Below are 23,918 nucleotides of genomic sequence, written 5' to 3'. Positions count from 1 at the left end.
ACTACTGGTTGCTAGCTACTATCTCGCTGGCGCTGTGTAATATCCCGCACGATGGCGCACTTGATACGCCTGCCCTTCAGGATCTTTTTTGGTAAGCTCCACCTTGATTTTACGGAAGGGCGAATCTGAAATCTTGCGGGTGGGATAAAAAGCCAGCAGGTATTGCGTGCGCAATTCGTCACTGATTTTGCGGAAGGCTTCATCAAGCTGCTGCTGGCCTTCAGCGTAATAATATTTTCCGCCGGTATCTTTTGAAATCTGTATGAGCGCGTGCTCGCCGCCCAGGTTGCGCCCGGCATCGGCTTCCACCGGCACCACAATAATGCTATAGACAATTGCCTCCGCTTGCTGCGCCCGCCGCAATGCGGTGTTGTAGTCGGCCTTGCTGGTCGTATCGCCGCCGTCTGTAATCAGGACCAAAACTTTGCGGCCTTCGCGGTCCAGCAGCGACTCTGAGCAGAGAAAAATTGCGTCGTAGATGGATGTCCCCGGCCCTGTTTTTAAACTGTCAATGCCATGTTCAATCGTCCTCAGGTCAGAAGTGAAACGCGTTATCTGGTCAATGTTTTCCGTCACTTCAAAAACTGAGAGGCGATCTTCATTCCGCAAGATGGAATGGACAAACCTGCGCGCCGAGGTAGTTTCCAGCTTAAAGTCGCGCATGGTGCTGGGGCTGGTGTCAATCGCCAGCGCGATGCTCAGCGGAATAGCGGACTCTTTCTCAAACACTTTGATCGTCTGCGGAATGCCATCTTCAAACAGTTGGAAATCGTCTTTTGTGAGGTCGGCCACCGGAGCACCACGGGAATCGGTCACAGTGGTAAAAACGTTTACCAGCCGCACGTTCACGCGGTAGGTGGATTGATCTTTTTGCGATTGTGATCCCGGAGGGATGCGGTCTCCCTGCTGCGGGTCCTGGGCCACGGCATGCAGGCCCCACACACAGAGCAGGCCGACCAACAGGCAAGCCAGACTGAACCACGGCGACAAAGCGCGAGTCCGATTCATAGTTATCAAGCGGGTATTCTGGCAAACTTAGATGCAAACGGCGGTAAAGAGTTATTTATTTACCCTAATTTGTTCAGGAAAAGGTTCACCATCGGCCCAGACCGCGCCATCCTCGAAATACTCCTTTTTCCAGATCGGGACGGTCTTTTTTAACGTATCAATCAGCCATCGGCAGGCCTCAAAAGCGGCCACTCGATGCGCAGAAGCAACGCCGATCAGCACGCTGGTTTCCCCAATCTCCAGTCTGCCCAGCCGATGGATCAGGCAAACGTCGCGCACTTTAAATTGCTCAAGTGCCGCCTGGGCCAGCTTTTCCATCTCATTTAAAGCCATGGATTCGTAGGCTTCATAATCCAAAAACAAAGTACGCCGGCCGCGCGTATTATTGCGCACAATTCCATCAAAAAATAATGCTGACCCGTCTTCCGGACGCTCCAGGTTCTTTCTAATCGCCTGAATATCAATGGGTTTGCGCACAATGGCGCAATGCGCGGACTGGAGTTCCGCCGCTTTGGATTTCCCGCCGCTTACCGGAGGCAGCAGGCCAACCTCGTCGCCTTCTTTAAGCAGCGCCTCGCCCTGCGCATATTCCTGGTTGATGGAGCACGCAATCGACTTGGTGAGACCTTGGAATTTGGGATAGAGACCGGAATAATGGTCCATCACGGCTGAGAGCCGGGCCCCTGAATCCAGATCGAGAGACTCTTCCTGCCGGCCAACAATGTCTTTGAGCTGCCCGAACAGCAGCACCTTAACACGCATGAAATAAGAATAGCGGAAACTCAGCCTGGCGTGCTCGACAACTTTTTGCTGGGGAACTGCTTCTTTTTTGCGGGTGTAGATTCCTTATTGCGGTCTAGAATCTAATAAAATTGGGCTTGAACACAGCAAAGACTATGGACTTTAACTCTCCCCGAGACACAATAAACGCCATTTCTGAGCACCTTCGCACGACCAAGCCATATGCAGGTGCACAATTTAGGCTCGCATTCTTAGGCGACGGCGCAGAACAGCTTTTGACCGGTGCTGTGATTTTCCGTGATCAGCATGTTGCGTCACGTGCTCCGGAAACATATCGACAGGGAGACAGGAAGTTCGTTTTTGTCGAACATTGGTGCCGCGAACAATGGGAGGCCGTAAGTCTCTTGTCAAGGCTCCTGTCTGGGCAGGCCGAGATCGAGGGTCATCGGATTAAGGCAACCTTCAGCAGGTCAGAATTTAGCCAGCGTATCTATCCTGCGGGAAGAGATTTATGGACTGGCTATGACTTGAAAAGCAGGAGAGATCGTGACGAAACTTGGAAAGAGCTTTATGTTCCGCAAGGAGATTTAGTCCGACGCGGAGCAAGTCCCTATCAGGGACCGGATCATGCCATTAATGACTGGATTTTCAATCAGGACACTTATAATTTGCCCAGTGCTGATCTGCCGACCAAAGACACTATTGTTACCATTTTCCCTGATTCGCGAGCTCGCATTTTGAGTGCAGATTGGCAACAAAAGAAGCTCTATCTCGAAGTCGAACTGAAAGTGCCACCGGAACAAATTGAGCTTCGAATTTCTCATATTGAGAGTAAGGATCGATCTCAATCTATTCCGCTCAAGTCAGGGAGCATTGAGGTTGACATTCCTGAAGATGCCAAATCTTTATCAATTTATTTGTTAGACCATTCTGATAACATCGTCAGCCATTTCGATCTTGACGAATACAACAATAGATTTGGCAAAGCCAATCCGAATACAGGTCGGTCATTGAGAGGTAGAACTGTATTCAGTGATGCCGAAATTGTGTTCGGTGAGCCCACAGAAAGTGGTATCGAAGAAGCATTTTTTCAACTTAACCCTCGCACGAATGACGATCGACAATTTATGAAGATGGCGATCGATGAAGCTCGCAAGAGCAGAGCGGAGGACGGTCGCTTTCATCCAAAAGTCGGCGCTGTTGTTGTTAAAGACGGGAGAGTGTTAGCAAGAGCACACAGAGGAGAGATCTTTGGCTGTCATGCGGAATTCATAGCCTTAGAGAAAAAGCTTGCGGATCAGTCTCTTGCTGGCGCGACTGTTTATACCACCTTGGAACCTTGCACCAGCAGAAATGACCCAAAGATCCCGTGTGCCATTCGGTTGATTGATCGAAAAGTGGCTCGGGTTGTAATCGGGACTCTTGATCCGAATCCTAGGATCAGCGGCCGTGGTCAAAGGGCACTGAGAAAAGCAAACATTGAGACTGATTTTTTTCCTCACGATCTAATGGCAGAAATTGAAGAACTCAATCGTGAGTTCACGCGTCAGCAGGAAAGTCAGGAGCAGCCAAGCATCCTGACAGCTAAGGAGCCTGATCGATTTTTTGCTTTAGAGGAATTGGCTGGCCAGCTTGTCGAGGAACTCAGCAGTTATAGACCTTTGGATGGAACGGCGTTGGTGCCTTGGTTTGATGAATTTCGTCGCGCTCCTGGCAGATTTGTTCGATATCCTGAAGTCCGCACCGCTGTGTTAGATCTTCAAAACGTGCTTGACCGCATGTTTGTTGCAAAGCGAGATCATGAAGACGGCCAACCGGAACTCCGTGCTGAATTAGACGCTGCTCTGAAAGCATTGCTCGCTGCTTGTGATCGGGCCGCCGAGAAACACGAATTGCCAACTAAATGCCCAAAGATCAGGCCGGTCTCTTATGATCGAGAAAACGAAAAGAGCTTCGCAGTCGGTTTAATCATTGCCAATGATGGAGAGCCGGCTTACGACATTTCGATTCCTGACGTTCAGATTAACCAATTCAGAATAAAATTTGTTCCACACTTTACACGCTTAAGTAAAGAGGATGGATCAAAATTGTGCGAAGTCTCCATCCAAAACCCAGGAGGCACGTTATTTACGGGAGAGGCACTATTTGATGTGATGCGCTCACAGAATGTGAGCAATGTTTTACTTCAAATTCGATTCAACGACAGTGATAGTTACCGGTATGTGGTCACGTGCAAGCTGGAACTCGAAGCAGTGATGGTCGGTGGGTCTGGCATTCTACGGATTATGGCACGCTTTGAGCGGCAGGAGGCCGAGGCTCTAAAAGCCAATGGCTAGGTTGAATACAGAGGCGATTTTTGTGCGTCTAATCTCGTATAAGCCATTAAGGCTATTGCACAGTTTACGAACTTCATCCGGAGTGGTTTCACGCACTGCTCCGGAATTTTTTGCGCCCGTGATGAAGCGCATGCGAGCTTTCATGGACTTCATTGTGACGCTTATTACGGTACAGCGATTCCCATGTTACGAGTCATTTGCAGCGCCGCGGTGCGGAATTCGCCTGAATCAGACGCGAAAGACGCTTTGCCGCCGGAATACGCCGCAACCTGCTCCAGCAACGCACGCTCGGATGCGCCACCAGCATTCAGCCCAATACAGTCAATGCGCACACCGCTTACCTGGCTGCGGAACGTGAGGGTATCTGACGTGGCCTGCCCGCTGCGTCCATCGGAAATCACCAGCAGGACTCGGTTACTGTTCTTGCCAATACGCTTCAAGTGTCCCGCGGCAAAAGCCACTCCAGAGAGCAGCGCCTTGCCCTGCTTGGGACGTATCTGGCCAAGCGCTTCTTCAAGAAGCGCGTCGTCGGCCGTAAGGTCCTGCTCAAAGTCAAGCTGGTCACTAAAGACCAGGATGCAGGCTTCATCATTGACCCGCAGATTCCTTACGATGTCTTTCAACGTGGCAATAATCGCCCGCCTGTTCTGGCTGGTCAGCAGCGAAGTCTCAATCAGTATGCCCAGTGACACGGCTTCAGAGGGCGCAGCAATCACTTTAGGCCGGTTTGCAGGAGCATTTGCCGATACGACAGGTTCACGTGAAGGCGGCTCATGCAGCGTATCTTCAAAACCAAAAGGCGTTTTTTTCTTTTTCGAAGAACTCCCTCGATTGGACGCTTCGGTCGTCTCTGTTCGCTTTGCCGCGCTTGCGCTATTCGCGGACGCTGCAGAATTTCCCGTCGATCGCGAATTGGTGCGGCTGGAAGCGACGACGCTAGCTGCGGGCTGCGGCTTTCCTGTGTCGGGGTTGGGTGGCGCGTCCAACGCAGCAGCGCTGGCCTGATAACGCTGCCAGCCCTCAGCTTTTCCGCCGTCTTTTACATACGCTTGCCATGCGTAATTGTTGATCTCCTGCCCCTGCGGCGTTCCTGCGGTTAGATTTGCTGCGCGCGCCAGATACCAGTAGCCGCGATATTGATCGCGGTTTTTGCCATTCAACAGGGCCAGTCCCATGCCATAAACTAACTGCGCATTATTCGGATCACTGGCTACGGCCTGCTCCAACGCCATGCGCGCCTGCGGGTAATCTTCTATCGCCAGATAACTCAGGCCAACCGCGCCATTCAGCATGATGGCGACCTGCTGCTTGAGCACCTGAAAATTTCTATCCAGCATGCCTTCAGGCTTGCCCAACTGATCAAGGCTGCTCATGGCGGAATTCAATTGTGCCAGCCGGTTCGCCGTCGCGGTTTTATCGCGCGATGCGGACGACATGTCCTGATTGAGTACTGCCACCGCAATCGGATTGCCGGGTGAGATAGCCAGCAATTCTTTGGCCCGCTGCGCACTCTGTGACTGATGTCCTAACCGAAGATTGTCCCAGACAAGAAACTCCAGCGCGTCCGTTTTCAATTTGCTGCTGCCAGCCATCGCCACATATCGATCCATGGCAGCGATGCGCTCGGAGATCGTGGATTGCTTGATAGCGTCAGCGTAAGCGCTGATGCTGCTACTTGCAGATTGCGCGACGCAAGAAACTCCGGCAAGCGCGAGAAGCAAAAGGAGCGACAAGCTGAAAGAGATCCACATCGGCAATTTCAGCCACTCTGAAAAAGCAGAGTTGCTTCCGGAATTTGTAGCCTTCAACATGGGTCCCTCGGAATGGTGGTTATATGCTGCATTGGATGCTCGTAGCTGTGCTGCTGCTGGCCGGAAGCTCACCTTAGATTGGGGACTACGTAAAGAAAAATGCCCACAAAAAAACTGGGCAGGGATTGCTCCCCGCCCGGATAAATCAAAAAGGAACTGCTTAGGCGTTGCTTAACACGCGCTCGCGCGTTTCCGCGTCCTGCCGCTCTTCCAGGCGCGAGCCCGGAAGCGCAACCTCCAGTACCTCTTCAATCGTGCTACAGAAGTGCAGGTTCACGCCCTCAAGCTGTTCCGGAGTCAGGTCTTCTTCAACGTTCATGCGATTCTCCGCCGGGAAGAGTATGTCTTTCACCCCAGCGCGCTTCGCCGCCAGAAATTTCTCCTTCACTCCGCCGATCGGCAACACGTTCCCGCTCAGAGTCAGCTCACCGGTCATCCCGGTCAGCGGACGCACAGGCGTGTCTTTCAAGAGTGAAACCAACGCAGTCGCCATCGTCACACCCGCTGAGGGGCCATCTTTCGGAATGGCGCCCGCAGGCACGTGGATGTGAATGTCATGGTCCTTGAAAAACTCCTCTGGGATCGCGAGCTTTTCCGCGTTCGACCGCACCCATGTCAGCGCCGCCTGCATGGATTCCTGCATCACCTGGCCGATCTGTCCGGTCATAGTGAAGCCGCCCTTGCCTTTCATCTTGTTGGCTTCGATGAACAGAATGTCGCCGCCCGCGGGTGTCCAGGCCAATCCCACCGCCACGCCGGGACGCTTGGTACGCTCGGCAATTTCCGTATCAATGCGGATCTTGATTCCGCCCAGAAATTCCTGCACCACTTCGCGCGTTACCGTCAGCTTTTCTGTGTTGCCTTCAGCAATGCGGCGCGCCTGTTTGCGGCACATGGTACCGATGTTGCGCTCCAGGTTGCGCACGCCCGCTTCACGCGTGTAATGCCGGCTGATAAACCGGACGGCATCTTCTGGAATTTCAATCTGTTCTTGCGTCAGGCCGTTTTCTTCAATCTGCTTCGGAACCAGGTAGCGCTCGGCGATGTGCGCCTTATCGTCTTCCGTGTAACCCTGCAGCTCGATGATTTCCATGCGATCGCGCAACGGCTCGGGAATCGTATCGAGCATGTTGGCCGTGCAGATGAAAAGCACTTTCGACAAATCAAACGGCACGTCCAGATAGTTGTCGCGGAACGTGGAGTTCTGTTCAGGATCAAGCGTTTCCAGCAGCGCCGATGACGGATCGCCACGGAAATCGCGCCCCAGCTTGTCCACTTCGTCCAGCACAAAAACAGGATCGTTGGTCTCTGCGCGGCGCAGACCTTGCATGATCTGTCCCGGCAGAGCGCCTATGTATGTACGGCGATGGCCGCGAATTTCCGCTTCATCATGCACGCCGCCCAGTGAGAGGCGCACAAATTTCCGCTCCAGCGCGCGCGCAATGCTGCGTCCCAGAGAAGTCTTGCCCACGCCCGGAGGTCCCACAAAGCAGAGGATCGGCCCTTTCATGCTCGGCTTGAGCCGGCGCACGGAGAGATAATCCAGAATGCGGTCTTTTACTTTTTTCAGATCGTAATGGTCCGCATCCAGCACTTCGGCGGCTTTCTTGATGTCAACCACAACGCCGCTCGACTTGGCCCACGGCAAAACCGCCAGCCACTCAATGTAATTGCGCGTCACGGAATAGTCCGCCGCCATCGGAGACATACGGGCCAGCCGGTTCAGTTCCTTGGTCGCTTCTTTCTTTACTTCCTCCGGCATCCCGGCCGCTTCAATCTTCTGGCGCAACTCTTCCACGTCACGCTGGGTCTCATCCTGCTCGCCCAGTTCTTTCTGTATGGCCTTCATCTGCTCGCGCAAGTAGTATTCGCGCTGCGACTGCTGCACCTGGTCCTGCACTTCATTCTGGATCTTGTTGCGCAGTTGCTGCACTTCCAGCTCTTTCGCCAGATGATGGTTGATGGCCTGCAAGCGGTGGCTTACGTCCGGCGTTTCCAGGATTTCCTGCTTGTCTTTGGTCGAGAGAAACGGCAGCGACGATGCGACAAAATCCACCAGCCTGCCCGGCTCTTCAATGTTGATGGCCACGGTCTGAAGTTCGTCTGAAAGCGTTGGCGAACCGGCCACGATCTGCTGGAACAAGGTCAGCACGTTGCGTTGCAGCGCTTCAATCTCCGGCGAGGTTTCCGGTTCCGTGTCTGGAATCGGCTCTACGTTGGCGCGCAGGAAAGGCGTGAGCTGGGTAAAGTCCTGTAGCTTGCCGCGCGTCAGGCCTTCAGTAAAAACAAACAGGCTCTGGTTCGGCATCTTGACCACTTTGTGCACGGTGGCCAGCGTTCCAATGGCATATAAATCAGTAGGTTGCGGTGCATCCACGCGGGCTTCACGCTGGGCGACCACCAGAATGGTCTTCTCTTCACCCAGCGAATTGATCAGTTGAATGGAGCTCTCGCGCCCTACCGTTAACGGCAGGACCGCATGCGGGAACAGTACTGTGTCACGGACCGGCAGGACCGGTATGCTCTTCTGCTGTTCCTCAGTTAATGTTGGGCGCTGATCAGGCGTCACAGCGATAGGCTCAATATTGGTAGTTGATTTTGTTTCAGACGCCATAAATTTATCCTTGATATAAGTACGCTCACATTTGATGATTGTACCATTCGAAAAGATGCAGCCGCGCGACTAAAGAGCCGAATTGTACCATTGTTTTCTATGGCTTATTGTGATTTATGTCACTCAGCTAACACCGCAAAAACGCTCCTATTCGGTGTCAGAAGCCAATCCAGTAAAGGATACGAAGGTCAAAATCATCTTCCCTACTTCGCCCCCGGGTACACTCCCAGAACCTTGACGAAACCCGCAATCTCTTCCAGATGTTTTAGAGCCAGTTTCATGGCTGGTTGTTCGCCGCACAGAACGTCCACGTAAAAACGATACTCCCATGGCTTGCCGCGCACCGGACGCGACTCAATCTTGCTCAGATCGAGATCGCGCAGGGCAAAAACGCTCAACGCCTTGAACAGCGCTCCGGAAACGTTCTTGAGCGAGAACACCAGAGAGGTCTTGTTGGCTTCGGCCACAACTTTTTTCTTTTTGTCGATCAGGAAGAAGCGCGTGAAGTTCTGTTTGTTGTCCTCCAGTCCGGACATCAGCACTTTGCCGCCGTATTCTTTTGCTGCCTGGCTGCTGGCGATCCCCGCAGTGTCATGCAGGCCCTGCGCCATGATGTGCTTCACGCTGCCGGCCGTGTCATAAAAAGGAATGGCGGACACCCCGCGATGCTTGCGGAAAAAATTCCGGCACTGGTCCAGCGCCACCGGATGCGAAAGCACCTGGCGAATATCTTTTAGTTTCACGCCCGGAGCGGCAATCAGGTTGTGCGCGATCCGCAGCCGCATTTCCGCATGAATAAAAACGTCGCGCTCAAGCAGCAGATCAAGGTGCTCACCCACGGGCCCGGCAAGCGTATTCTCCACGGGGATCACCGCGGCGGCGGCACGGCGAGAATCCAGCGCGTCAAACACCTGGACAGACGTGGCGCACGCCAGCACATCAGCGCCGCGCACAAGCTGCAAAGCCGCCTGATGGCTGAATGCTCCCCGCTCGCCCTGAATGGCGATTTTCATTTTTTTGTCGCTTTGCTCCAAACCGCTGTGACTTCGTCTGTCAGCAAAAGTCGTTCCGCTCCTGCTGCGGCGGGCTCGGCGCGTGGTCGGCCTCGCCATCAGCCCTTGAGGCTTGTCGCTTCGCTCCAAATTTGAGTCGTTCAGCGCAGCGGTGAGCCCGCTGCCGAAATCCTGAGCGCAAGCGAATGACAAATCTCAGATAAAACAATACAGCTTCCTGCTACTGGCCGCTAGCGCGGCAGCGGCGATGCCAAATTCAGGAACTCCTGCGGAAGAAGAATTCGAATACCTTGAAAGGGATTAAGAACCAGCAGATCTGCATCGCCGGTGATGAGATAATTTGCCTTACCGCTCACTGCGACCTCAAGAAACTTATCGTCCTTTGGGTCACGGCAGACCTTGGTGTAGATACTCACATCAATCCACTCAGACTCACGTGCCAAGCCGCTACGAAACTTCGAGCGTCTTCTTCATCAATGTACCGGCGGAACCGTTTTCGATGCAAAACATCATAGAGTTCCGCGAGCGTTGCAAATGAAAGCAGGACTTTTCCCTCTCGAAAAGCCCGATCAAGAGCTTGCCGGGGCTTGGAACCAGGCACGAGCAAAGCGCTGACAAGAACATTTGTATCCAAGACGCAGCGCAATTATGCGCCTTTCAGCAGGGACTCCAACATCTCAGGCGTAAGTCCCCGAGCCTGCGCCTTGCTTCCTGCCTCGTCGAGAATTTGCTGCAAGGAACGTTGTTCGCTGCGCGCAAGTTCGCGAAGCCACAGGCTGAGAAGGGCTTGCATTTTGCGCTTCTCTTCTGCGGACGCAGAGTTGTACACCTGCGCCGTCTGGGGATCAAGCGGGATGGTGATAGTGGGATTAGCCATGGCAGTAACCAGCATCTATTTTATGACAAAATGATCGGGGTTCCTTCGCTCTCCCACGACTCTTTTACCATACCCTCTGCTAATCCATTGACGCCAAACCGTTTCCTCATCCCGCACGCCAGCAGCTCTCGATTTTTTACAACCGCCTTAGCCCTATTAGCTTCCAAGCTATTGACGAGATTGTTAGCTGGTTTACGAAAACGTTAACCGACGAGAAACGTATTTGTGAGGGTGACATGCTTTGGACTCTATTTGTAGTTTTGCTTGTTCTCTGGCTGTTGGGAGTGGTTAGCAGCTACACCATGGGTGGATTTATCCACATACTTCTGGTGCTGGCTGTGATCGCGCTGGTATTCCAGTTGATCACCGGCAGACGCGCCGCGGTCTAGGCCTTTTCAGGCAAAGCCCGTTCAGGCAAGCCGCAGGCACTTCAACCCGAGCAACTCCTCGGACATATTTGCAACCACGGACCGGCAGGCACGCGTTTGCCTTGCTGCCCGTAAGACATCAATAGCAGGAACAACCAACTCAAGGGAAGGGGTTTATTTTATGGATAAGGAACGCATTAAAGGGAAAGCTGAAGACGTTGCAGGTCGCGTTGAGCGCCAGGTAGGCGAGTGGACCGGCAACGATAAGGCCCAGGCCGAGGGTCTGGCGAAACAGGCTGAAGGCAAGGCCCGCAACGCCGTCGGCAAAACCAAAGATGCCGTGCGCGACGCCGCCGACAAGCTAAACGAAACCAAGATCGAGCATGACGAAGAACGCCTTGAGCGCGATAAAGACGTGGCGTAGCTCCAATAGCTGCTGCAACAAAAGGGGCGTTCTTAGGGGCGCTCCTTTTTGTTTGGTGTAAAAGCGCAAAGCGCGGCGTATCACCAAAGTGACTCGCCATATGCGGCCTGCTTATGGCATTCTTATGGGCATGAAAACCAAAAACATGCGCGAGCTGGAAAAGATGTGGGCCAAAAAGGCCTCGGAACAAAGCAATCCGCAGAAGAAGTCAGGCACGCCCACGCGGCAGACTCCAACCCACACTACACGCACCGCCGCCAGGAAATCTTCGCGCGGACGCTAACGCTGTTACAGTTCAATCAACAGGTTTCCTGCCCGGTCTTTTTGATATTTCAGGCCGGGTGGAACTACCGTGGTCGCGCTGTATTCGGTGATAATCGCCGGCCCGCGATAACGCCTGCCCTGCCGGACTTCAGATCGCGGGATGATCTGGGTCATGTAGCGCCGTCCGGCAAAGTGGACCATCTGACTGGAAGCTTTAAGCCTGCCCTGTTCTTCACGGATCTTTAGCCACGAAAGTTTTTCCGGCGAAGCCACGCGCCCCCTCATGCGAACCGTTACGATCTCCAGATCGCGCTCCGGGCTGCTGTAACCATAGCGTCGCTTGTGCTCCGCATGGAACCGCTTGAGCACGTTGGCGCTGTATGGCAAGTTCAGTTCATATCCCTGGCCACGATAGCGAATGTCACAGCTCGGCTCAAACACCGCTCTTCCCTGCCAGTCTTCTTTCTTCAGCTCGGCTGCGATGTTGCGCTTGAGTTCGGCAAAAATGGGATCGAGCCGCGTAGAAAAAGCTGCGCCGGGCGCTACGCGCAGCAGGATTGTCCGGGAATGGTCTTTCACCACGTCGCTGATCAAAATCCCCAGCGCTGAGAGCGCGCCGGGATACGCAGGGACAATCACGCGCGGAATCCGTAAAGCATGCGCCAGCTCACAGGCATGCATCGCTCCCGCGCCGCCGAAGGCAACCAGAGAAAACTGCCGTGGATCATGCCCGCGCTCAATCGAAACCACACGAATCGCTTTTTCCATATTGGCGTTGACGATCCGCACCACCCCGGCGGCAAACTCTTCCGGAGAAAGATTGCTGTGATTTTTCCTGAGCCACTGCGCGACGAGCTTTTGCGTGCGCGGCAGGTCGAGTTGAAAGTCGCCGCCAAGAAACTGGTCGGCAGGCAGGCGGCCAAGCAAAAGGTTGGCGTCAGTCACGGTAGGGCGTTCGCCCTTGCCATAACAGATTGGCCCCGGATCGGCGCCCGCAGATTCAGGGCCCACACGCAAAGCGCCACCGGCATCAAAGCGCGCCAGCGATCCACCGCCCGCGCCCACTGTGTGAATATCGAGCACCGGCACGCGCACAGGAAGTCCAGCGACGTCGGCTTCATTGGTTGTGGTGGGCTGGCCGTCAATCAGCGCAACGTCAGAAGATGTGCCGCCCATATCAAAGGTGATGATGCGGTCAAATCCGCTGCGCTTGGCCACGGCGGCCGCGCCCACAATGCCGCCCGCAGGCCCTGAAAGCACGGTTCGTACCGGCTGCCCCGCCGCAGTAGCCAGCGCAGTGATGCCGCCGCTGGATTGCATCACGAAGATGCGCGCGTCACGTCTGCTTCCTGCCTGCTCCTGAAGTTTTTGCAAATAACTCTGCATTACCGGCTGCAAATACGCATTCACAAGCACCGTGCTGGCGCGTTCATACTCGCGAAACTCAGGCAAGATCTGATGAGAGACGGAGAGCGGAAGATCGAGACCGGCCAGCGCGTCTACTACTGATTTTTCATTCTCCGGATTCGCGAATGAAAACAACAACGAGAGAGCGATGGCCTGGGGCTTTTGGGCTGCGATCTGCGCGGCCAGAGCGTTTAACGAGGCGGCGGTAGGCGCGCGCAGTATTGCGCCTTCGGCTGATATGCGTTCATCGACGCCAAAGCGCAGCTCAGCCGGCGAGAGCGCGGGGTCCTTCTCAAAGAAAAAGTCGTACAGCTTGGGACGATGCTGGCGGCCGATCTCGATGGAATCCTCAAATCCCTTGGTTGTTACAAAAGCCACGCGCGCGCCTTTGCGCTGTAGAAGCGTATTAGTGCCCACGGTCGTCCCGTGCAGCACAACAAGCTCCTGCACATCGCCGGCAATCTTGCTCACGGCATCGGCAATCGACCTGGACGGATCAGTGGGCGTGGAAAAAACTTTTAGGATTTGCAGCGTGGAATCCTGTAGCCAGACGCAGTCAGTGAAAGTGCCGCCGCTATCAATGGCGATTCGGAGAGGGATACGAGTAGGCATGAACGGTCATTGTCAAACTCGCGATTCTAACATGCAGAAAGGTCACAGCCTTTTCCCCATCAGCAGGCCGTCGATCGAATCAAGATAATAGCGTGGCAGGGTTTTCAGCACGGAGTATCCATGCTTCTTGTAAAACCTGAGCGCGGCCTCGTTATCGACAGCAACTTCAAGCGACACATAGTCACATCCTGCTTGCTTCAGTTCGCCTTCAACGGCGGACATTAATACGGTACCCACGCCACTATGCTGCGCTTCAGGCGCAACGTCAATGGTGATGATCTTGCCCATCGACCGTGAAGCTCGACGAGGACGAAAGCGGTCCGCAATCACAAAGCCCATGATCTCGTCATCCTGCAAGCCAACCAGCGTGATGGCCGTAGGCACGGCAAGGAAATAGCGCATCTCCTCTCTGGAATAGGCAATGCCTTCAACAAAGCAAGACTGGTCAATCTCCAGCAGCCGGGAAAAATCTTTTGGCTGATAGTTGCGCAGGGTGATCACAGAAGCATTGTAGCGGGTGGGATTCTTCGCAACAGAACCGGGCTTGCGCGGCGGTTTTGCACCGGGCCACGTGACCGCACTCACTGTCCAGCCACGCGCTCAACAAATACTTCAGAGTGCAGCAACCTGCCCTGGCCATCGCGGATGGGAGTGCCGGCCAAGCGCACTGTGATGGTTCGTCCGTCCTGTCGCTTCCATCGGGTTTCAACGGGCGGCGCTTTAGATACGTCCTGCGTCAGCGTCGCGATGATGCGCGCACGTTCCGACGGGTCTTCATAAACCTGCGTGGCCACGTCGAGTTCCAACAACTCAGATGCGTTCTCATACCCAAGCATCCTTGCCAGTGCCGGATTCACCAGCAGGAAGCGGCCCTGCGCGCTGATCCGGCAGATGCCATATGGCGCACGATCAATGAGGGAACGGTGCTGCTCTTCAGAGAGGCGGAGTTCTTCAACCACGCGCCTGTGTTCGGTAACATCCTGGCTTGTGGCCAGCACACATTGCAGCTTGCCGATTTCAATCAGCTCCGCGGAGAGATGCACAAAGAAGATGTCGCCGTTTTTCTTGCGGAAGGTGGTTTCCATTGACTCCACGCGGCCCTTGCTCTTCAAGGTCCGCACCAGCCGCTCCCGGTCTTCTTTCTCCACCCATGAGCCCACATGGAAAGACTTGCGCCCCATCACGTCCTCGCGGGTAAAACCGGTCACGCGCAGGAAGGCGTCATTCACATCCAGATAAACGCCATCCGCCAGGGTGGTAATCGTCATGGCCTCAGGGTTGGCGTGGAAAGCCGTGCGGAACTTCTCTTCTGAATCGCGCAGCGCTTTTTCCGCCGTTTTTCTTTCCGTGATGTCCTGCACCGTGCCAATCAATCGCTCAGGCTTGCGCTCACTTCCCACGCCGGAAAAGACACCCTTACCTCTGGCGGCGATCCAGCGCACTGCGCCATCTGGGCGCGTGATTCGATAGCTGATCTCAAACTCTGAGAGACCTCCAGGCTCCAGGGCCCTGTTGTATGCCTGCCGAAGTGTGGTCCGGTCTTCGTCATGCAGCATGCCAACAAACTCGTCATAGGTAAGCTCAACGTCCGGCGGTCGGCCAAACATGGCCCGTGCGCGATAGGACGTACTGAATCTCTGTCCATCAAGAAAAAAATCCCAGGTGCCGAACCGTCCCGCTTCAATGGCCAGATTGAGTTGGTCTTCCCGTTTTCTCAGCTCCAGCTCTGTGGATTTCTGTGCGTGAATGTCCACGGCCGTTCCGATCTTATGTATCCCGTTCCCTTCCTTTATGGACACGCCTTGCACCAGGTGCCAGCGGTATTCGCCATCGCGCGCGCGGAGGAAGCGATATTCGCCCTGCATCGGCGTGCCGCTGACAACCAGTTTGCGCCAGCCCGCCCGCGCTCTTGGGCGGTCCTCAGGATGCAGAATGGAAAACCAGCCACTCTCGGCTGTCTGCACAAGGTCCAGGCCGGAAAACTTATGCCAATACTGGTTGCAGTGAATGATGGCGCCCTGCGCGTCAGCCACCCAGATGGCTTGCGGCAGTTGTTCGACGATGCTGCGCGAGTTGCCGCCTAAAAGGGATTCTGCAGGATGCGCGGCTGAAACCTTGCCCGGCGCTTTTTTGAGCGAACGAAGCCGCATTTTTCAACTCCAACTTCGGGCGAGTAACCTGTTCAAAAAGGGTAGGAATATTCTAAGTCATTAAGAGAAGTATTCGAGATATGAGCTTTAGTTTTTTATGAAAATAAGATCGTTTTTATATCCAGCAACTCGACAGCTCGCCGCGGTCGCACGTTAAACATTACCTATCTAACAGAGGGTAGATTCCGATAAACCCTTATGCCTGAACGGCGCGGCGGCTTTTCTTGCGGCAATCCTCGCAGACGCCATAAATCTGGAAGTTGTGGCGCGTGGCGTCAAAGTGGTATTTGCGGCCGATCTCCTCTTCCAGCTTGTTTACTTCGGGAGAGAAGAACTCGACTGACGCGTCACACTCCGTGCAAACCATGTGGTGATGATTGCGGCGATTGAACTGGTGCTCATAACGCGCCATGCCGTCTGGGAACGGGACAGCGCTGGCTAGGCCGCACTCCGCCAGCAGTTTGAGCGTGCGGTAAACCGTGGTGAATCCGATCTTGGCGTCTTTCTTGCGGACGAGACGGAAAAGCTCGTCAGTGGAGAGATGATCGCGCGTTTCAAGAAAGGTGCGCAGGATGGTATCGCGCTGGTCAGTATGCTTGAGCCCGACGCGCTTCAGGTGCTTATAAAAGATTTCCTGGGCCTCGCGCATGGACTCGCGCGAAGTGGGTGCGTGATCGTCAATCCGTGTTTGCAGCATGTCTGATGTCGATCCCTGAATGATTCTAAATGAAAATGAATTTCATTTTCATTATAACTCGTCGCGCAACGATAGATTGTGGTCTGAGTTGCTGTTCCCGTAAAATCTTGGCCCATGGCTACTAGTGTTGCTGCTCCTGCCGCGCGTAAAGGCTTCTTCGGCGTCGCCTTGAGGATCATCTTATGGATTCTCCTGCTCGTCATCGTTGCCGGGACTCTGGCGTTCCTGTGGTTTTACAACGGCGCGCGTTCTGCCCTGCCACAGCTCGATGGCAGCATCAGCGTGGCCGGATTGCAGTCACCCGTATCGGTAGTGCGGGATACGCACGGCGTGCCGCATATCACAGCCGCCAAGCTGGAAGACCTGTTCTTCGCGCAGGGTTACGTGACGGCACAAGACCGCCTGTGGCAGATGGACCTTACGCGTCGCGCCGTGGGCGGTGAGATGGCCGAGATTTTTCCCGCGTCCAGCGCGCCGCCTCAGCCGGTTTCGCGGGCCACGGCCGCTGTGCGTCCGCGCCAGACATGGGTAGACTATGACAAGCAGCAGCGCACTATGCGCCTGCGCGTGATTGCCGAGCGCGTAACGCAACAGCTCTCGCCGCGCGACCGCGCATTCTTTGAGGCGTACATCAAGGGCGTAAATACTTTTATCGACGAGCACAGTAAAAAACTCCCAATGGAGTTCACCCTTCTCGGCTACAAGCCACGGCCATGGACGACGGCGGACTCACTGCTCATTGGCATTGGCATGAGCCAGTTGCTGAACCCGCAGTATGAAACCGAATACTGGCGGGAGAAGGTCGGCGCAAAGCTTTCTCCGGAGCTGATGGCCGATTTGTATCCGCCCGATTCATGGCATGACCATCCGCCGGCGAGTGAAGCGGGCACCAGCAGCGACGCGGCTCCAATACAAAACCTGCCGCCGAATATCCTTAGGAAAGCCGGCCACCTGTCGCCGCTCGCTCCGCCGCGATCTCTGCCACATCTAAATGACGACGCCTGCGAAGCGTGTCTGCCGGGATCGAACAACTGGGTTCTTTCCGGCGCGCACACGGTTTCCGGCAAGCCGCTGCTGTCGAATGATATGCACTTGCCGCATCGCGTCCCCGGCGTGTGGTATGAGGTGCAGCTCCACTCCGGAGATTTCAACGTTGAAGGCTTTTCCCTGCCCGGCGTGCCTTTCATCACCGTGGGACACAATCAGCGCATCGCCTGGGGCTTTACCAACCTCAATCCTGACGTGCAGGACCTGTTCATTGAAAACTTCAACGCCGCCGGTGAATACCAGACGCCCACCGGCTGGCAAAAACCTGAGATCGATCACCAGGTAATCCACGTCAAGGGCAAGCCTGACGTGGCGTTTGATGTCACCGTCACGCGGCATGGGCCTATCATCACGCCGCTGCTGCACGGAGAAACGCGGCAGATCGCGCTGGGCTGGCTGGTCTATGATCCGCATGCCATCAGCGTGCCGCTCTTCGAACTTGATTCCGCGCAAAACTGGGACGAGTTCCGCAAAGCGCTCTCCACGTTTGCCACGCCCTCGCAGAACGTGGTCTATGCCGATATTGACGGCAATATTGGCTATCAGCCGATGGGCTTTGTGCCTATCCGCACCGCGGGTGACGGCACCGTGCCCGTGAACGGCGCTGACGGCAAGCATGACTGGACCGGCTATCTTCCTTTTGACAAGCTGCCCAGCCTCTACAATCCGCCTTCGGGGATTATTGCCACGGCCAATGCCAAGATCACTCCGGCGGGATATCCATATGAGCTGGCCACGCAGTGGTTCCCGCCGTATCGCACGGAGCGCATCTACAAGGTGCTGAAGACGGACAAAAAGTTTTCTCCGGCGGACATGCTGGCCCTGCAGACCGACATCACCTCTGAATACGACCGCTTCTTTGCCGACAAAATGGTTTACGCCATCGACCACAGTTCCAAAGCCACAGACCGCACTCGCAGTGCAGCAGACATCATGCGCGGCTGGGACGGCCGCATGCTGGCCAACTCCGTCGCGCCGACCATTGAAGTGCGCACGCGCCGCTTCCTGTGGGAGATGCTGCTCGATCCCAAACTTGGCAATGACGCCGACAACTACGAATGGTCAGAAGCCGCCGTGGCGCTGGAGAATATCGTCGCCAATCAACCGGCGCGCTGGCTGCCTCCGGGCTATGACAACTTTAATGACGTGCTGACCGCCGCCGTGGAAAAAGCGCTCAAAGACGCGCCCGCCGACCTGAAGACCTGGAAGTACGGCGAAGTTTATCCCGTCTCAATCAGCCATCCGGTGTTCAACGGCCTCCCTATCCTGCATGGCCACATGAGCGTTGCCGGGCCGGGCACGCGGCCGCAATCCGGCGGAGGCTACACCGTCAAGCAGGTGGGCCGGGGCTTTGGCCCGTCTGAACGCATGACGGTGGATTTCTCCAACCTTGACGCGTCAACCTTCAATATCGTCTTGGGAGAATCCGGCCAGCCCTTCAGCCCGCATTACATGGACCACTGGGACGCCTGGTACAACAACAAAACTTACCCACTGGCGTTTACAGATGCGGGCGTGCAGGCGAGCAAGGAGCATGAGTTGAGGCTGGAGCCGAAGTAGGGGGGTCGTGTAGCACAAGTGTGCGTCCTGCTCAATCTCCAGTGTTTAACGATGCCACTTATATCTGTCATCCTGAGCGACACCTCGCGACGAGAGGAGCGAGGTAAAGTCGAAGGACCTCGGTGCAGCATCCTTTGCCATGCCGCATCAATGCGTTCTCACGAGAATGTTTTCGGTAGAACCCCCTGACGCGGCATGGTGACAACCGGCAACTTCGGGGTCCTTCGACTCCCCCTCGGTCCCCGTTCGCTTTGCTCAGGGTCCCTCGGAGTTCGCTCAGGATGACAGCGGTCAAAGGTGAAGTTGTACCAAGACATGCTGTGCTAACATCTTTTGCCGTGCGCGACGGTTTCCATTACCAGTTCTGGGTTTACATCCTGACCAGCCGAACCGGTACGCTTTATATCGGCATAACGGGTTATTTCGACCGCCGGATTCTGCAGCACAAAATGGATTCCATCGAGGGATTCACCAAGAAGTACAAAGTGCATCGCCTGGTTTATTACGAGACTTACGATCACGCTATCACAGCGATTCGTCGCGAGAAACAGCTAAAGGGCTGGCGTCGGCAGAAGAAGATCGCGCTGATCGAAAAGATGAATCCTCGCTGGCAGGACATGGCCGAAAACTGGGGTCGCGAAATGCGGTTCCGGGGACAGAGTATCGGTAGAACTCCCTGACGCGGCATGGTGACAACCGGCACCTTCGGGGTCCTTCGACTCCCCCTCGGTTCGCTTCGCTCCCTTGGAGTTCGCTCAGGATGACAGGGTTAAAAAGTGTTGTGTGTGGATGAAGCAAACAAAGGGTCGCAATGATCGCTCATCCGCACTCATCTGCGATCATCTGCAGCGGACGCGTTTTGTTCGTTTGCGAACGCTTAATAGCTTCAATAAACGAAGTGCCATCCAGCGCCTGCGTTTCGTTGTGGAAGAATCTCGCCATGCTGCTGTGCGCCGGTAGCAGACTTCACCAAAGAACCTCACCGGACCATGACGGGCCGTCCGCTGCCTTGTGCCCGATATCCCACAGTTGTGGTGAAGGACGAAAAAATCGGGTGATCTTCCGATGGTTAGTCATCGATTGATCGAGGAAATCTCCTTTTCTGGCTCGGCCGTTCGAACATGAACCGAGTGCAGGCAGAGGGTCGCAAAAGACATGTCCTGCTTTGGTGAACTAGTTCGCGCGTGATTATTGGAAAGCATGGCGCTAAGATGAGGCAGCCCTAAGGGGTGGAAGTATTTTGATCTTTGAAAATTAGCATTCAGCAACAGTATTCAGCAATCAGCCAAAAACCAAACCTAACCACGAAGGACACGAAGGAACACAAAGAGGGAACTTCTCAACCCGTCGCCAAAAGTGGGGTGGCATTGCCCAAATCCACGCCAATCTGGAATGACCTTGGGATGACTCCAGTTAGCCTTTTGGAATCCTAATTGAGGGATGGGGGGAGGGGTGCAATCGCCGACATCGCCGTGATCGCACGTCATCGGGTGATCGAAAGCAAAAGCCTGCACCGCTTTGAAATGGCATTCTGGTTGAAGTAGGGTTCCCTCGGTTCGCTCGGGACTAAGCAAAGAAGCTACGGATCGATCTGCACCACATCAAACGCCTTGCCCACCACGTCGAGTTGGGTGACTCCGGGAGCAAGCGTATCCGTGTTGGTATCGTAGATATCGAGTTCCGCGCCCTGGACCACATAAATAATGCTGCGTCCGGAGATAGGCTGGAGGCCCGTAACATCAAAGTTCTGGCGGAAAGCTGATTCTGTGGGGAAGACGGCGGCGGACGAACTGGTATTGAAGATAGACAGGCAGCCGCGGACGGTATTGGCAGCCGTGCCGGGTTCGACGGTGCATCCGCTGGCGCCAACGTAAACGCGATTGTTGGCAAAAGCGATCTTTTCGTGGTCGCCGTCAGTGATGGGAATGGAAGTCCCAACTGCGAGCGCAGATGTATTAATGACGCTTAACACGCCGCAACGGGAAAACTGGCAGCCCGGGACTGGGGGTGTCTGCAGCGGCGTTCCCGCAACATAAAGGTTCGTGCCGTTGATGAGCCCCACGGTCGCACCAGGAACGGAAATGGGCAGGACCGGAGCGAAGGTGGCCGTGGGATTTGTAAAGTCGGCAAAGGTCACGCTGGCGTTGGTGCCACCACATTCAGTGCCGCAGTTCAGGATAAAAGCCTGCGTCTCACTGCCGTTGAATACGGCGTTGACCGGCTGGTCAAGATTCACGGCGTCAGTCACCACCTGAACGGCCGAAGTGGCGGTATCGACCACAAAAAAGGTATGGGTGTTGGGCGCAATCTGCCCTTGCGGATCAGGAAAGACCAGCAGCTTGGTTCCCTTGGGACTCATCACCAGGCGGCGGGCATTGCCGATGCGCAGGACGGGACGCGCGACGCCGGTGGTTGTGTCCACCGATTGCACAAAGCCAAAGTTGCGCATGGCCGCCCAGGCATTTTTGCCGTCGGGACTGATGGCGATATCAAAAGGCTGATCGCCAATGGGTGCCGCAAAAGTTACGGCTTCAGTGGGGTTATCAATGACCGTGATCTCGCTGGCCACGCTGTCCATTATGATCGTAGTCCCGCCGGCCGTAAGCATTTTGGTAGGAGAAGTGACGCCCAGAACTTTGCTGCTAAAAACGTCTTTTTGTGCGTCCAATACGGTCACGGTGCCGGCCGCTGTGTTTGAAAGCAATACGCGTTTTTTCAAACCGGTGGGCTTGGGCGTGTTATTGCTGGTGCTGGAACCGCAGCCGGCCAGGGCCAGGGCAAGACTTGCAACCAGGAAGTGCAAAAGATAACTGTTTCGCCGCATTCTTTATTAGACCGTTTCCTCTGGGAGCCGCGCCAAATGATGTTGAAATCGCGATTATAGCAGAGCCACTTTCAGGCCCCTGGAGCGTCACTCCACGCGCTTATGCTGCATTTGCCGCCAGCTCTGCGCCGGACAAGGATCTCCCGGGCTTCCAAAGAACGCACCGGAATGCGCTCCATGCAGGAAATCTTGCCACTCCCTGCGGGTGCATGGCGGGAACCATGTGGGCTAAGGTATTCTGAGATAGCAAATGGCGATTGATCTTCTATCCCGATTGAAAAAGGGTCCTGTGCTGTGTGACGGCGCGATGGGCACGCTGCTCTACGCCAAAGGCGTGTTCATCAACAAGTGTTATGACGAGCTGAATCTTACGCAGCCGGACCTGATCCGCGGAATCCACCAGGAATACATGAATGCCGGGGCGGAGATCATTGAAACCAATACTTTCGGCGGCAACTCTTTCCGGCTGGGCCGTTATGGGTTAGCTGACAAGGTTGAGGAAGTAAATCGCAAGGGCGCGGAGCTGGCGCGTGAAGCCGCGGACGCTTTCAACCTGAAAAAAGCCGCCAACGTTCTGGTGGCGGGATCGGTTGGGCCGCTAGGCTTGCGCATTGAGCCGCTGGGCAAAACGTCGCGTGAAGAAGCCCGCGCTTCATTTCGCGAACAGATCACGGCGCTGGTGGCGGGCGGCGTTGACATACTGATGTTGGAAACCTTCGGCTATCTGGAAGAGTTGCGCCAGGCCATTCTGGCGGCGCGGGAAGTCGCTCCGGACAAGCCGCTGGTGGCGCAAGTCACCATTGACGAAGACGGCAACTGCCTGGATGGCGCCAGCCCCGAGACTTTTACCGCGAAACTGAATGACTGGGGCGTGGACGTGATTGGCTGCAACTGTAGCGTTGGTCCCGTTGCGATGCTGGAAGCGATTGAGCGCATCCGCCGACTTACGGACAAGCCGCTGGCCGCGCAGCCTAACGCCGGAATCCCGCGCAGCATTGAAGGCCGCAATATTTATCTATGCTCGCCGGAATATATGGCCAGCTACGCGCGCAAGTTTGTGAATGCCGGCGTGAACCTTATGGGCGGATGCTGCGGAACAACGCCGGAGCACACCAAATCAATGAAGTCGGCGCTGCGCATGTCTGACGCCAAGGGCAAGCCCGGAGGCTTTCGGGTAATCGCTGATGCCAAGCGCGAATCCAGCATCACGCCGCCGCCTCTGGCACAGAGATCGAATCTGGGCAAAAAGCTTGCAGCCGGTGAGTTTGTAACGCTGGTAGAGATTGTTCCGCCCAAGGGAATCGACTTCCGCAAGGAAGTGGAAGGCGCAAAGTTTCTGAAAGCTGCCGGTATTGACGCCATCAATATCCCGGACAGCCCGCGCGCTTCCGCCCGCATGAGCAACATGGCGCTCTGTCTGCTGGTGCAGCAGCAGGCAGGGATAGAAACGGTGCTGCACTTTACCTGCCGCGATCGCAACGTGCTGAGCATGCAGTCTGAGCTGCTGGGCGCGTACACCACAGGACTGCATAACCTGATCTGCATCACCGGCGATCCACCTAAGCTGGGCAACTATCCTGACGCCACAGCGGTGTTTGACGTGGATGCGATCGGCCTGGTGAATATTGTTCGCAACCTGAATCATGGGCTCGACGTTGGCGGCAATCCGATTGGCTCAGGAACAAAGTTTATGATCGGCGTGGGCGCGAACCCCGGCATGGTGAATATTGATGAAGAAGTTCGCCGCTTTGAATACAAAGTGGAAGCCGGCGCAGATTTTGCCGTGACGCAACCGGTGTTTGACGTGGCGCTGCTGGAGCAGTTCCTGCGCCGCGTGGATCATCATCGCATTCCGGTGCTGGCGGGAATCTGGCCGCTTACCAGCGTACGCAATGCCGAGTTCATGAAAAACGAGCTGCGCGTTTCTGTGCCAGATACGATCCTTGAGCGCATGGCGCGCGCTCCAAATGCCGAAGCCGCCCGCGCGGAGGGAATCCTGATTGCGCGCGAGATGCTGCACAAAGTCCGTGGCCTGGTACAGGGTGCGCAAGTAGCCGCGCCGCTGGGACGCTACAGCTCCGCCATTGAAGTGCTCGATGGAATCGCAGGATCGGCTACGGCAGCAGGTTAAACTACTACTTTAATGTTTAACCGTATGCCTAAGC

The 23,918-nt window shown here is 55.3% G+C and carries 18 protein-coding genes and 1 pseudogene; 7 read left to right on the top strand and 12 right to left on the bottom strand.

From position 1 onward, the window contains the following. Positions 1–18 precede the first annotated feature (18 nt). Together LAO76_07960 and LAO76_07955 are read right to left on the bottom strand one after the other, a co-directional pair. Positions 19–1,008 (bottom strand): VWA domain-containing protein, encoded by a 990-nt coding sequence (locus LAO76_07960; protein MBZ5490851.1) that lies wholly within the window; start codon positions 1,006–1,008, stop codon positions 19–21. Positions 1,009–1,059: 51 nt separating this feature from the next. Further along, the gene (locus tag LAO76_07955) at positions 1,060–1,770 is read right to left on the bottom strand and encodes a molybdenum cofactor biosynthesis protein MoaE (GenBank protein ID MBZ5490850.1); all 711 of its coding nucleotides are present in this window, start codon (positions 1,768–1,770) and stop codon (positions 1,060–1,062) included. A 116-nt stretch (positions 1,771–1,886) separates the two neighbouring features. Here LAO76_07955 and LAO76_07950 point away from each other — a divergent pair, with 116 nt between their 5' ends. Next, entirely contained in the window at positions 1,887–4,085 is a 2,199-nt protein-coding gene (locus LAO76_07950) for a bifunctional diaminohydroxyphosphoribosylaminopyrimidine deaminase/5-amino-6-(5-phosphoribosylamino)uracil reductase RibD (GenBank protein MBZ5490849.1), read from the top strand. 164 nt (positions 4,086–4,249) lie between these two features. Here the strand turns inward: LAO76_07950 and LAO76_07945 are convergent, their stop codons facing one another. The 5 genes and pseudogenes from LAO76_07945 to LAO76_07925 form a co-directional block, all read right to left on the bottom strand. Next, positions 4,250–5,896 carry a VWA domain-containing protein gene (locus tag LAO76_07945; GenBank protein MBZ5490848.1) on the bottom strand — a complete coding sequence of 549 codons (1,647 nt, stop codon included), beginning with the start codon at positions 5,894–5,896 and terminating at the stop codon, positions 4,250–4,252. Positions 5,897–6,056: 160 nt separating this feature from the next. Continuing rightward, positions 6,057–8,510: an endopeptidase La gene (lon, locus tag LAO76_07940; protein ID MBZ5490847.1), complete on the bottom strand. Its 2,454-nt coding sequence runs from the start codon at positions 8,508–8,510 to the stop codon at positions 6,057–6,059. Between the two features lie 203 nt (positions 8,511–8,713). Further along, positions 8,714–9,523 carry a prephenate dehydratase gene (pheA, locus tag LAO76_07935; protein ID MBZ5490846.1) on the bottom strand — a complete coding sequence of 270 codons (810 nt, stop codon included), beginning with the start codon at positions 9,521–9,523 and terminating at the stop codon, positions 8,714–8,716. Between the two features lie 230 nt (positions 9,524–9,753). Beyond that, positions 9,754–10,169: pseudogene (locus tag LAO76_07930) on the bottom strand (putative toxin-antitoxin system toxin component, PIN family). Next, the gene (locus tag LAO76_07925) at positions 10,170–10,400 is read right to left on the bottom strand and encodes a hypothetical protein (GenBank protein ID MBZ5490845.1); all 231 of its coding nucleotides are present in this window, start codon (positions 10,398–10,400) and stop codon (positions 10,170–10,172) included. 236 nt (positions 10,401–10,636) lie between these two features. Here LAO76_07925 and LAO76_07920 point away from each other — a divergent pair, with 236 nt between their 5' ends. From LAO76_07920 to LAO76_07910, 3 genes are all read left to right on the top strand, one after another. Further along, on the top strand, positions 10,637–10,789 hold the full coding sequence (locus LAO76_07920) for a lmo0937 family membrane protein (GenBank protein ID MBZ5490844.1): 153 nt from the start codon (positions 10,637–10,639) through the stop codon (positions 10,787–10,789). 160 nt (positions 10,790–10,949) lie between these two features. Continuing rightward, positions 10,950–11,192 (top strand): CsbD family protein, encoded by a 243-nt coding sequence (locus LAO76_07915; GenBank protein MBZ5490843.1) that lies wholly within the window; start codon positions 10,950–10,952, stop codon positions 11,190–11,192. 130 nt (positions 11,193–11,322) lie between these two features. Further along, positions 11,323–11,475: a hypothetical protein gene (locus LAO76_07910; protein MBZ5490842.1), complete on the top strand. Its 153-nt coding sequence runs from the start codon at positions 11,323–11,325 to the stop codon at positions 11,473–11,475. Positions 11,476–11,480: 5 nt separating this feature from the next. On the opposite strand, the gene LAO76_07905 is transcribed toward LAO76_07910, so the two are convergent. The 4 genes from LAO76_07905 to LAO76_07890 all read right to left on the bottom strand — a co-directional run bounded on the left by LAO76_07905 (position 11,481) and on the right by LAO76_07890 (position 16,274). Then, the gene (locus LAO76_07905) at positions 11,481–13,475 is read right to left on the bottom strand and encodes a hydantoinase/oxoprolinase family protein (GenBank protein ID MBZ5490841.1); all 1,995 of its coding nucleotides are present in this window, start codon (positions 13,473–13,475) and stop codon (positions 11,481–11,483) included. 42 nt (positions 13,476–13,517) lie between these two features. Beyond that, positions 13,518–14,060 (bottom strand): GNAT family N-acetyltransferase, encoded by a 543-nt coding sequence (locus tag LAO76_07900; GenBank protein ID MBZ5490840.1) that lies wholly within the window; start codon positions 14,058–14,060, stop codon positions 13,518–13,520. Continuing rightward, positions 14,057–15,625 carry a PAS domain S-box protein gene (locus LAO76_07895; protein ID MBZ5490839.1) on the bottom strand — a complete coding sequence of 523 codons (1,569 nt, stop codon included), beginning with the start codon at positions 15,623–15,625 and terminating at the stop codon, positions 14,057–14,059. The genes LAO76_07900 and LAO76_07895 overlap by 4 nt, the downstream gene beginning before the upstream one ends. 196 nt (positions 15,626–15,821) lie before the next feature. Then, positions 15,822–16,274: a transcriptional repressor gene (locus tag LAO76_07890; protein ID MBZ5490838.1), complete on the bottom strand. Its 453-nt coding sequence runs from the start codon at positions 16,272–16,274 to the stop codon at positions 15,822–15,824. 162 nt (positions 16,275–16,436) lie between these two features. Between LAO76_07890 and LAO76_07885 the strand changes: the two genes are divergently transcribed. After that, entirely contained in the window at positions 16,437–18,929 is a 2,493-nt protein-coding gene (locus tag LAO76_07885) for a penicillin acylase family protein (GenBank protein MBZ5490837.1), read from the top strand. Between the two features lie 281 nt (positions 18,930–19,210). Beyond that, on the top strand, positions 19,211–19,609 hold the full coding sequence (locus LAO76_07880; protein MBZ5490836.1) for a GIY-YIG nuclease family protein: 399 nt from the start codon (positions 19,211–19,213) through the stop codon (positions 19,607–19,609). Positions 19,610–20,508: 899 nt separating this feature from the next. On the opposite strand, the gene LAO76_07875 is transcribed toward LAO76_07880, so the two are convergent. Beyond that, positions 20,509–21,753 carry a hypothetical protein gene (locus tag LAO76_07875; protein MBZ5490835.1) on the bottom strand — a complete coding sequence of 415 codons (1,245 nt, stop codon included), beginning with the start codon at positions 21,751–21,753 and terminating at the stop codon, positions 20,509–20,511. A 250-nt stretch (positions 21,754–22,003) separates the two neighbouring features. Here LAO76_07875 and LAO76_07870 point away from each other — a divergent pair, with 250 nt between their 5' ends. After that, positions 22,004–23,884 carry a bifunctional homocysteine S-methyltransferase/methylenetetrahydrofolate reductase gene (locus LAO76_07870; GenBank protein MBZ5490834.1) on the top strand — a complete coding sequence of 627 codons (1,881 nt, stop codon included), beginning with the start codon at positions 22,004–22,006 and terminating at the stop codon, positions 23,882–23,884. Positions 23,885–23,918: the final 34 nt, after the last annotated feature.

The organism is Terriglobia bacterium (assembly GCA_020072645.1).
Lineage (GTDB): Bacteria > Acidobacteriota > Terriglobia > Terriglobales > Acidobacteriaceae > Angelobacter.
This window is presented reverse-complemented; position numbering and strand designations above follow the sequence as displayed.

Excerpts from the sequence above, each read along its gene's own strand:
- LAO76_07920 (MBZ5490844.1), top strand. The coding sequence starts at position 10,637 with ATGCTTTGGACTCTATTTGTAGTTTTGCTTGTTCTCTGGCTGTTGGGA.
- LAO76_07895 (MBZ5490839.1), bottom strand. The coding sequence starts at position 15,625 with ATGCGGCTTCGTTCGCTCAAAAAAGCGCCGGGCAAGGTTTCAGCCGCG.
- LAO76_07945 (MBZ5490848.1), bottom strand. The coding sequence starts at position 5,896 with ATGTTGAAGGCTACAAATTCCGGAAGCAACTCTGCTTTTTCAGAGTGG.
- LAO76_07960 (MBZ5490851.1), bottom strand. The coding sequence starts at position 1,008 with ATGAATCGGACTCGCGCTTTGTCGCCGTGGTTCAGTCTGGCTTGCCTG.
- LAO76_07875 (MBZ5490835.1), bottom strand. The coding sequence starts at position 21,753 with ATGCGGCGAAACAGTTATCTTTTGCACTTCCTGGTTGCAAGTCTTGCC.
- LAO76_07910 (MBZ5490842.1), top strand. The coding sequence starts at position 11,323 with ATGAAAACCAAAAACATGCGCGAGCTGGAAAAGATGTGGGCCAAAAAG.
- LAO76_07925 (MBZ5490845.1), bottom strand. The coding sequence starts at position 10,400 with ATGGCTAATCCCACTATCACCATCCCGCTTGATCCCCAGACGGCGCAG.
- LAO76_07955 (MBZ5490850.1), bottom strand. The coding sequence starts at position 1,770 with ATGCGTGTTAAGGTGCTGCTGTTCGGGCAGCTCAAAGACATTGTTGGC.
- LAO76_07885 (MBZ5490837.1), top strand. The coding sequence starts at position 16,437 with ATGGCTACTAGTGTTGCTGCTCCTGCCGCGCGTAAAGGCTTCTTCGGC.
- LAO76_07870 (MBZ5490834.1), top strand. The coding sequence starts at position 22,004 with ATGGCGATTGATCTTCTATCCCGATTGAAAAAGGGTCCTGTGCTGTGT.
- LAO76_07880 (MBZ5490836.1), top strand. The coding sequence starts at position 19,211 with ATGACAGCGGTCAAAGGTGAAGTTGTACCAAGACATGCTGTGCTAACA.
- LAO76_07915 (MBZ5490843.1), top strand. The coding sequence starts at position 10,950 with ATGGATAAGGAACGCATTAAAGGGAAAGCTGAAGACGTTGCAGGTCGC.
- lon (MBZ5490847.1), bottom strand. The coding sequence starts at position 8,510 with ATGGCGTCTGAAACAAAATCAACTACCAATATTGAGCCTATCGCTGTG.
- pheA (MBZ5490846.1), bottom strand. The coding sequence starts at position 9,523 with ATGAAAATCGCCATTCAGGGCGAGCGGGGAGCATTCAGCCATCAGGCG.
- LAO76_07905 (MBZ5490841.1), bottom strand. The coding sequence starts at position 13,475 with ATGCCTACTCGTATCCCTCTCCGAATCGCCATTGATAGCGGCGGCACT.
- LAO76_07890 (MBZ5490838.1), bottom strand. The coding sequence starts at position 16,274 with ATGCGCGAGGCCCAGGAAATCTTTTATAAGCACCTGAAGCGCGTCGGG.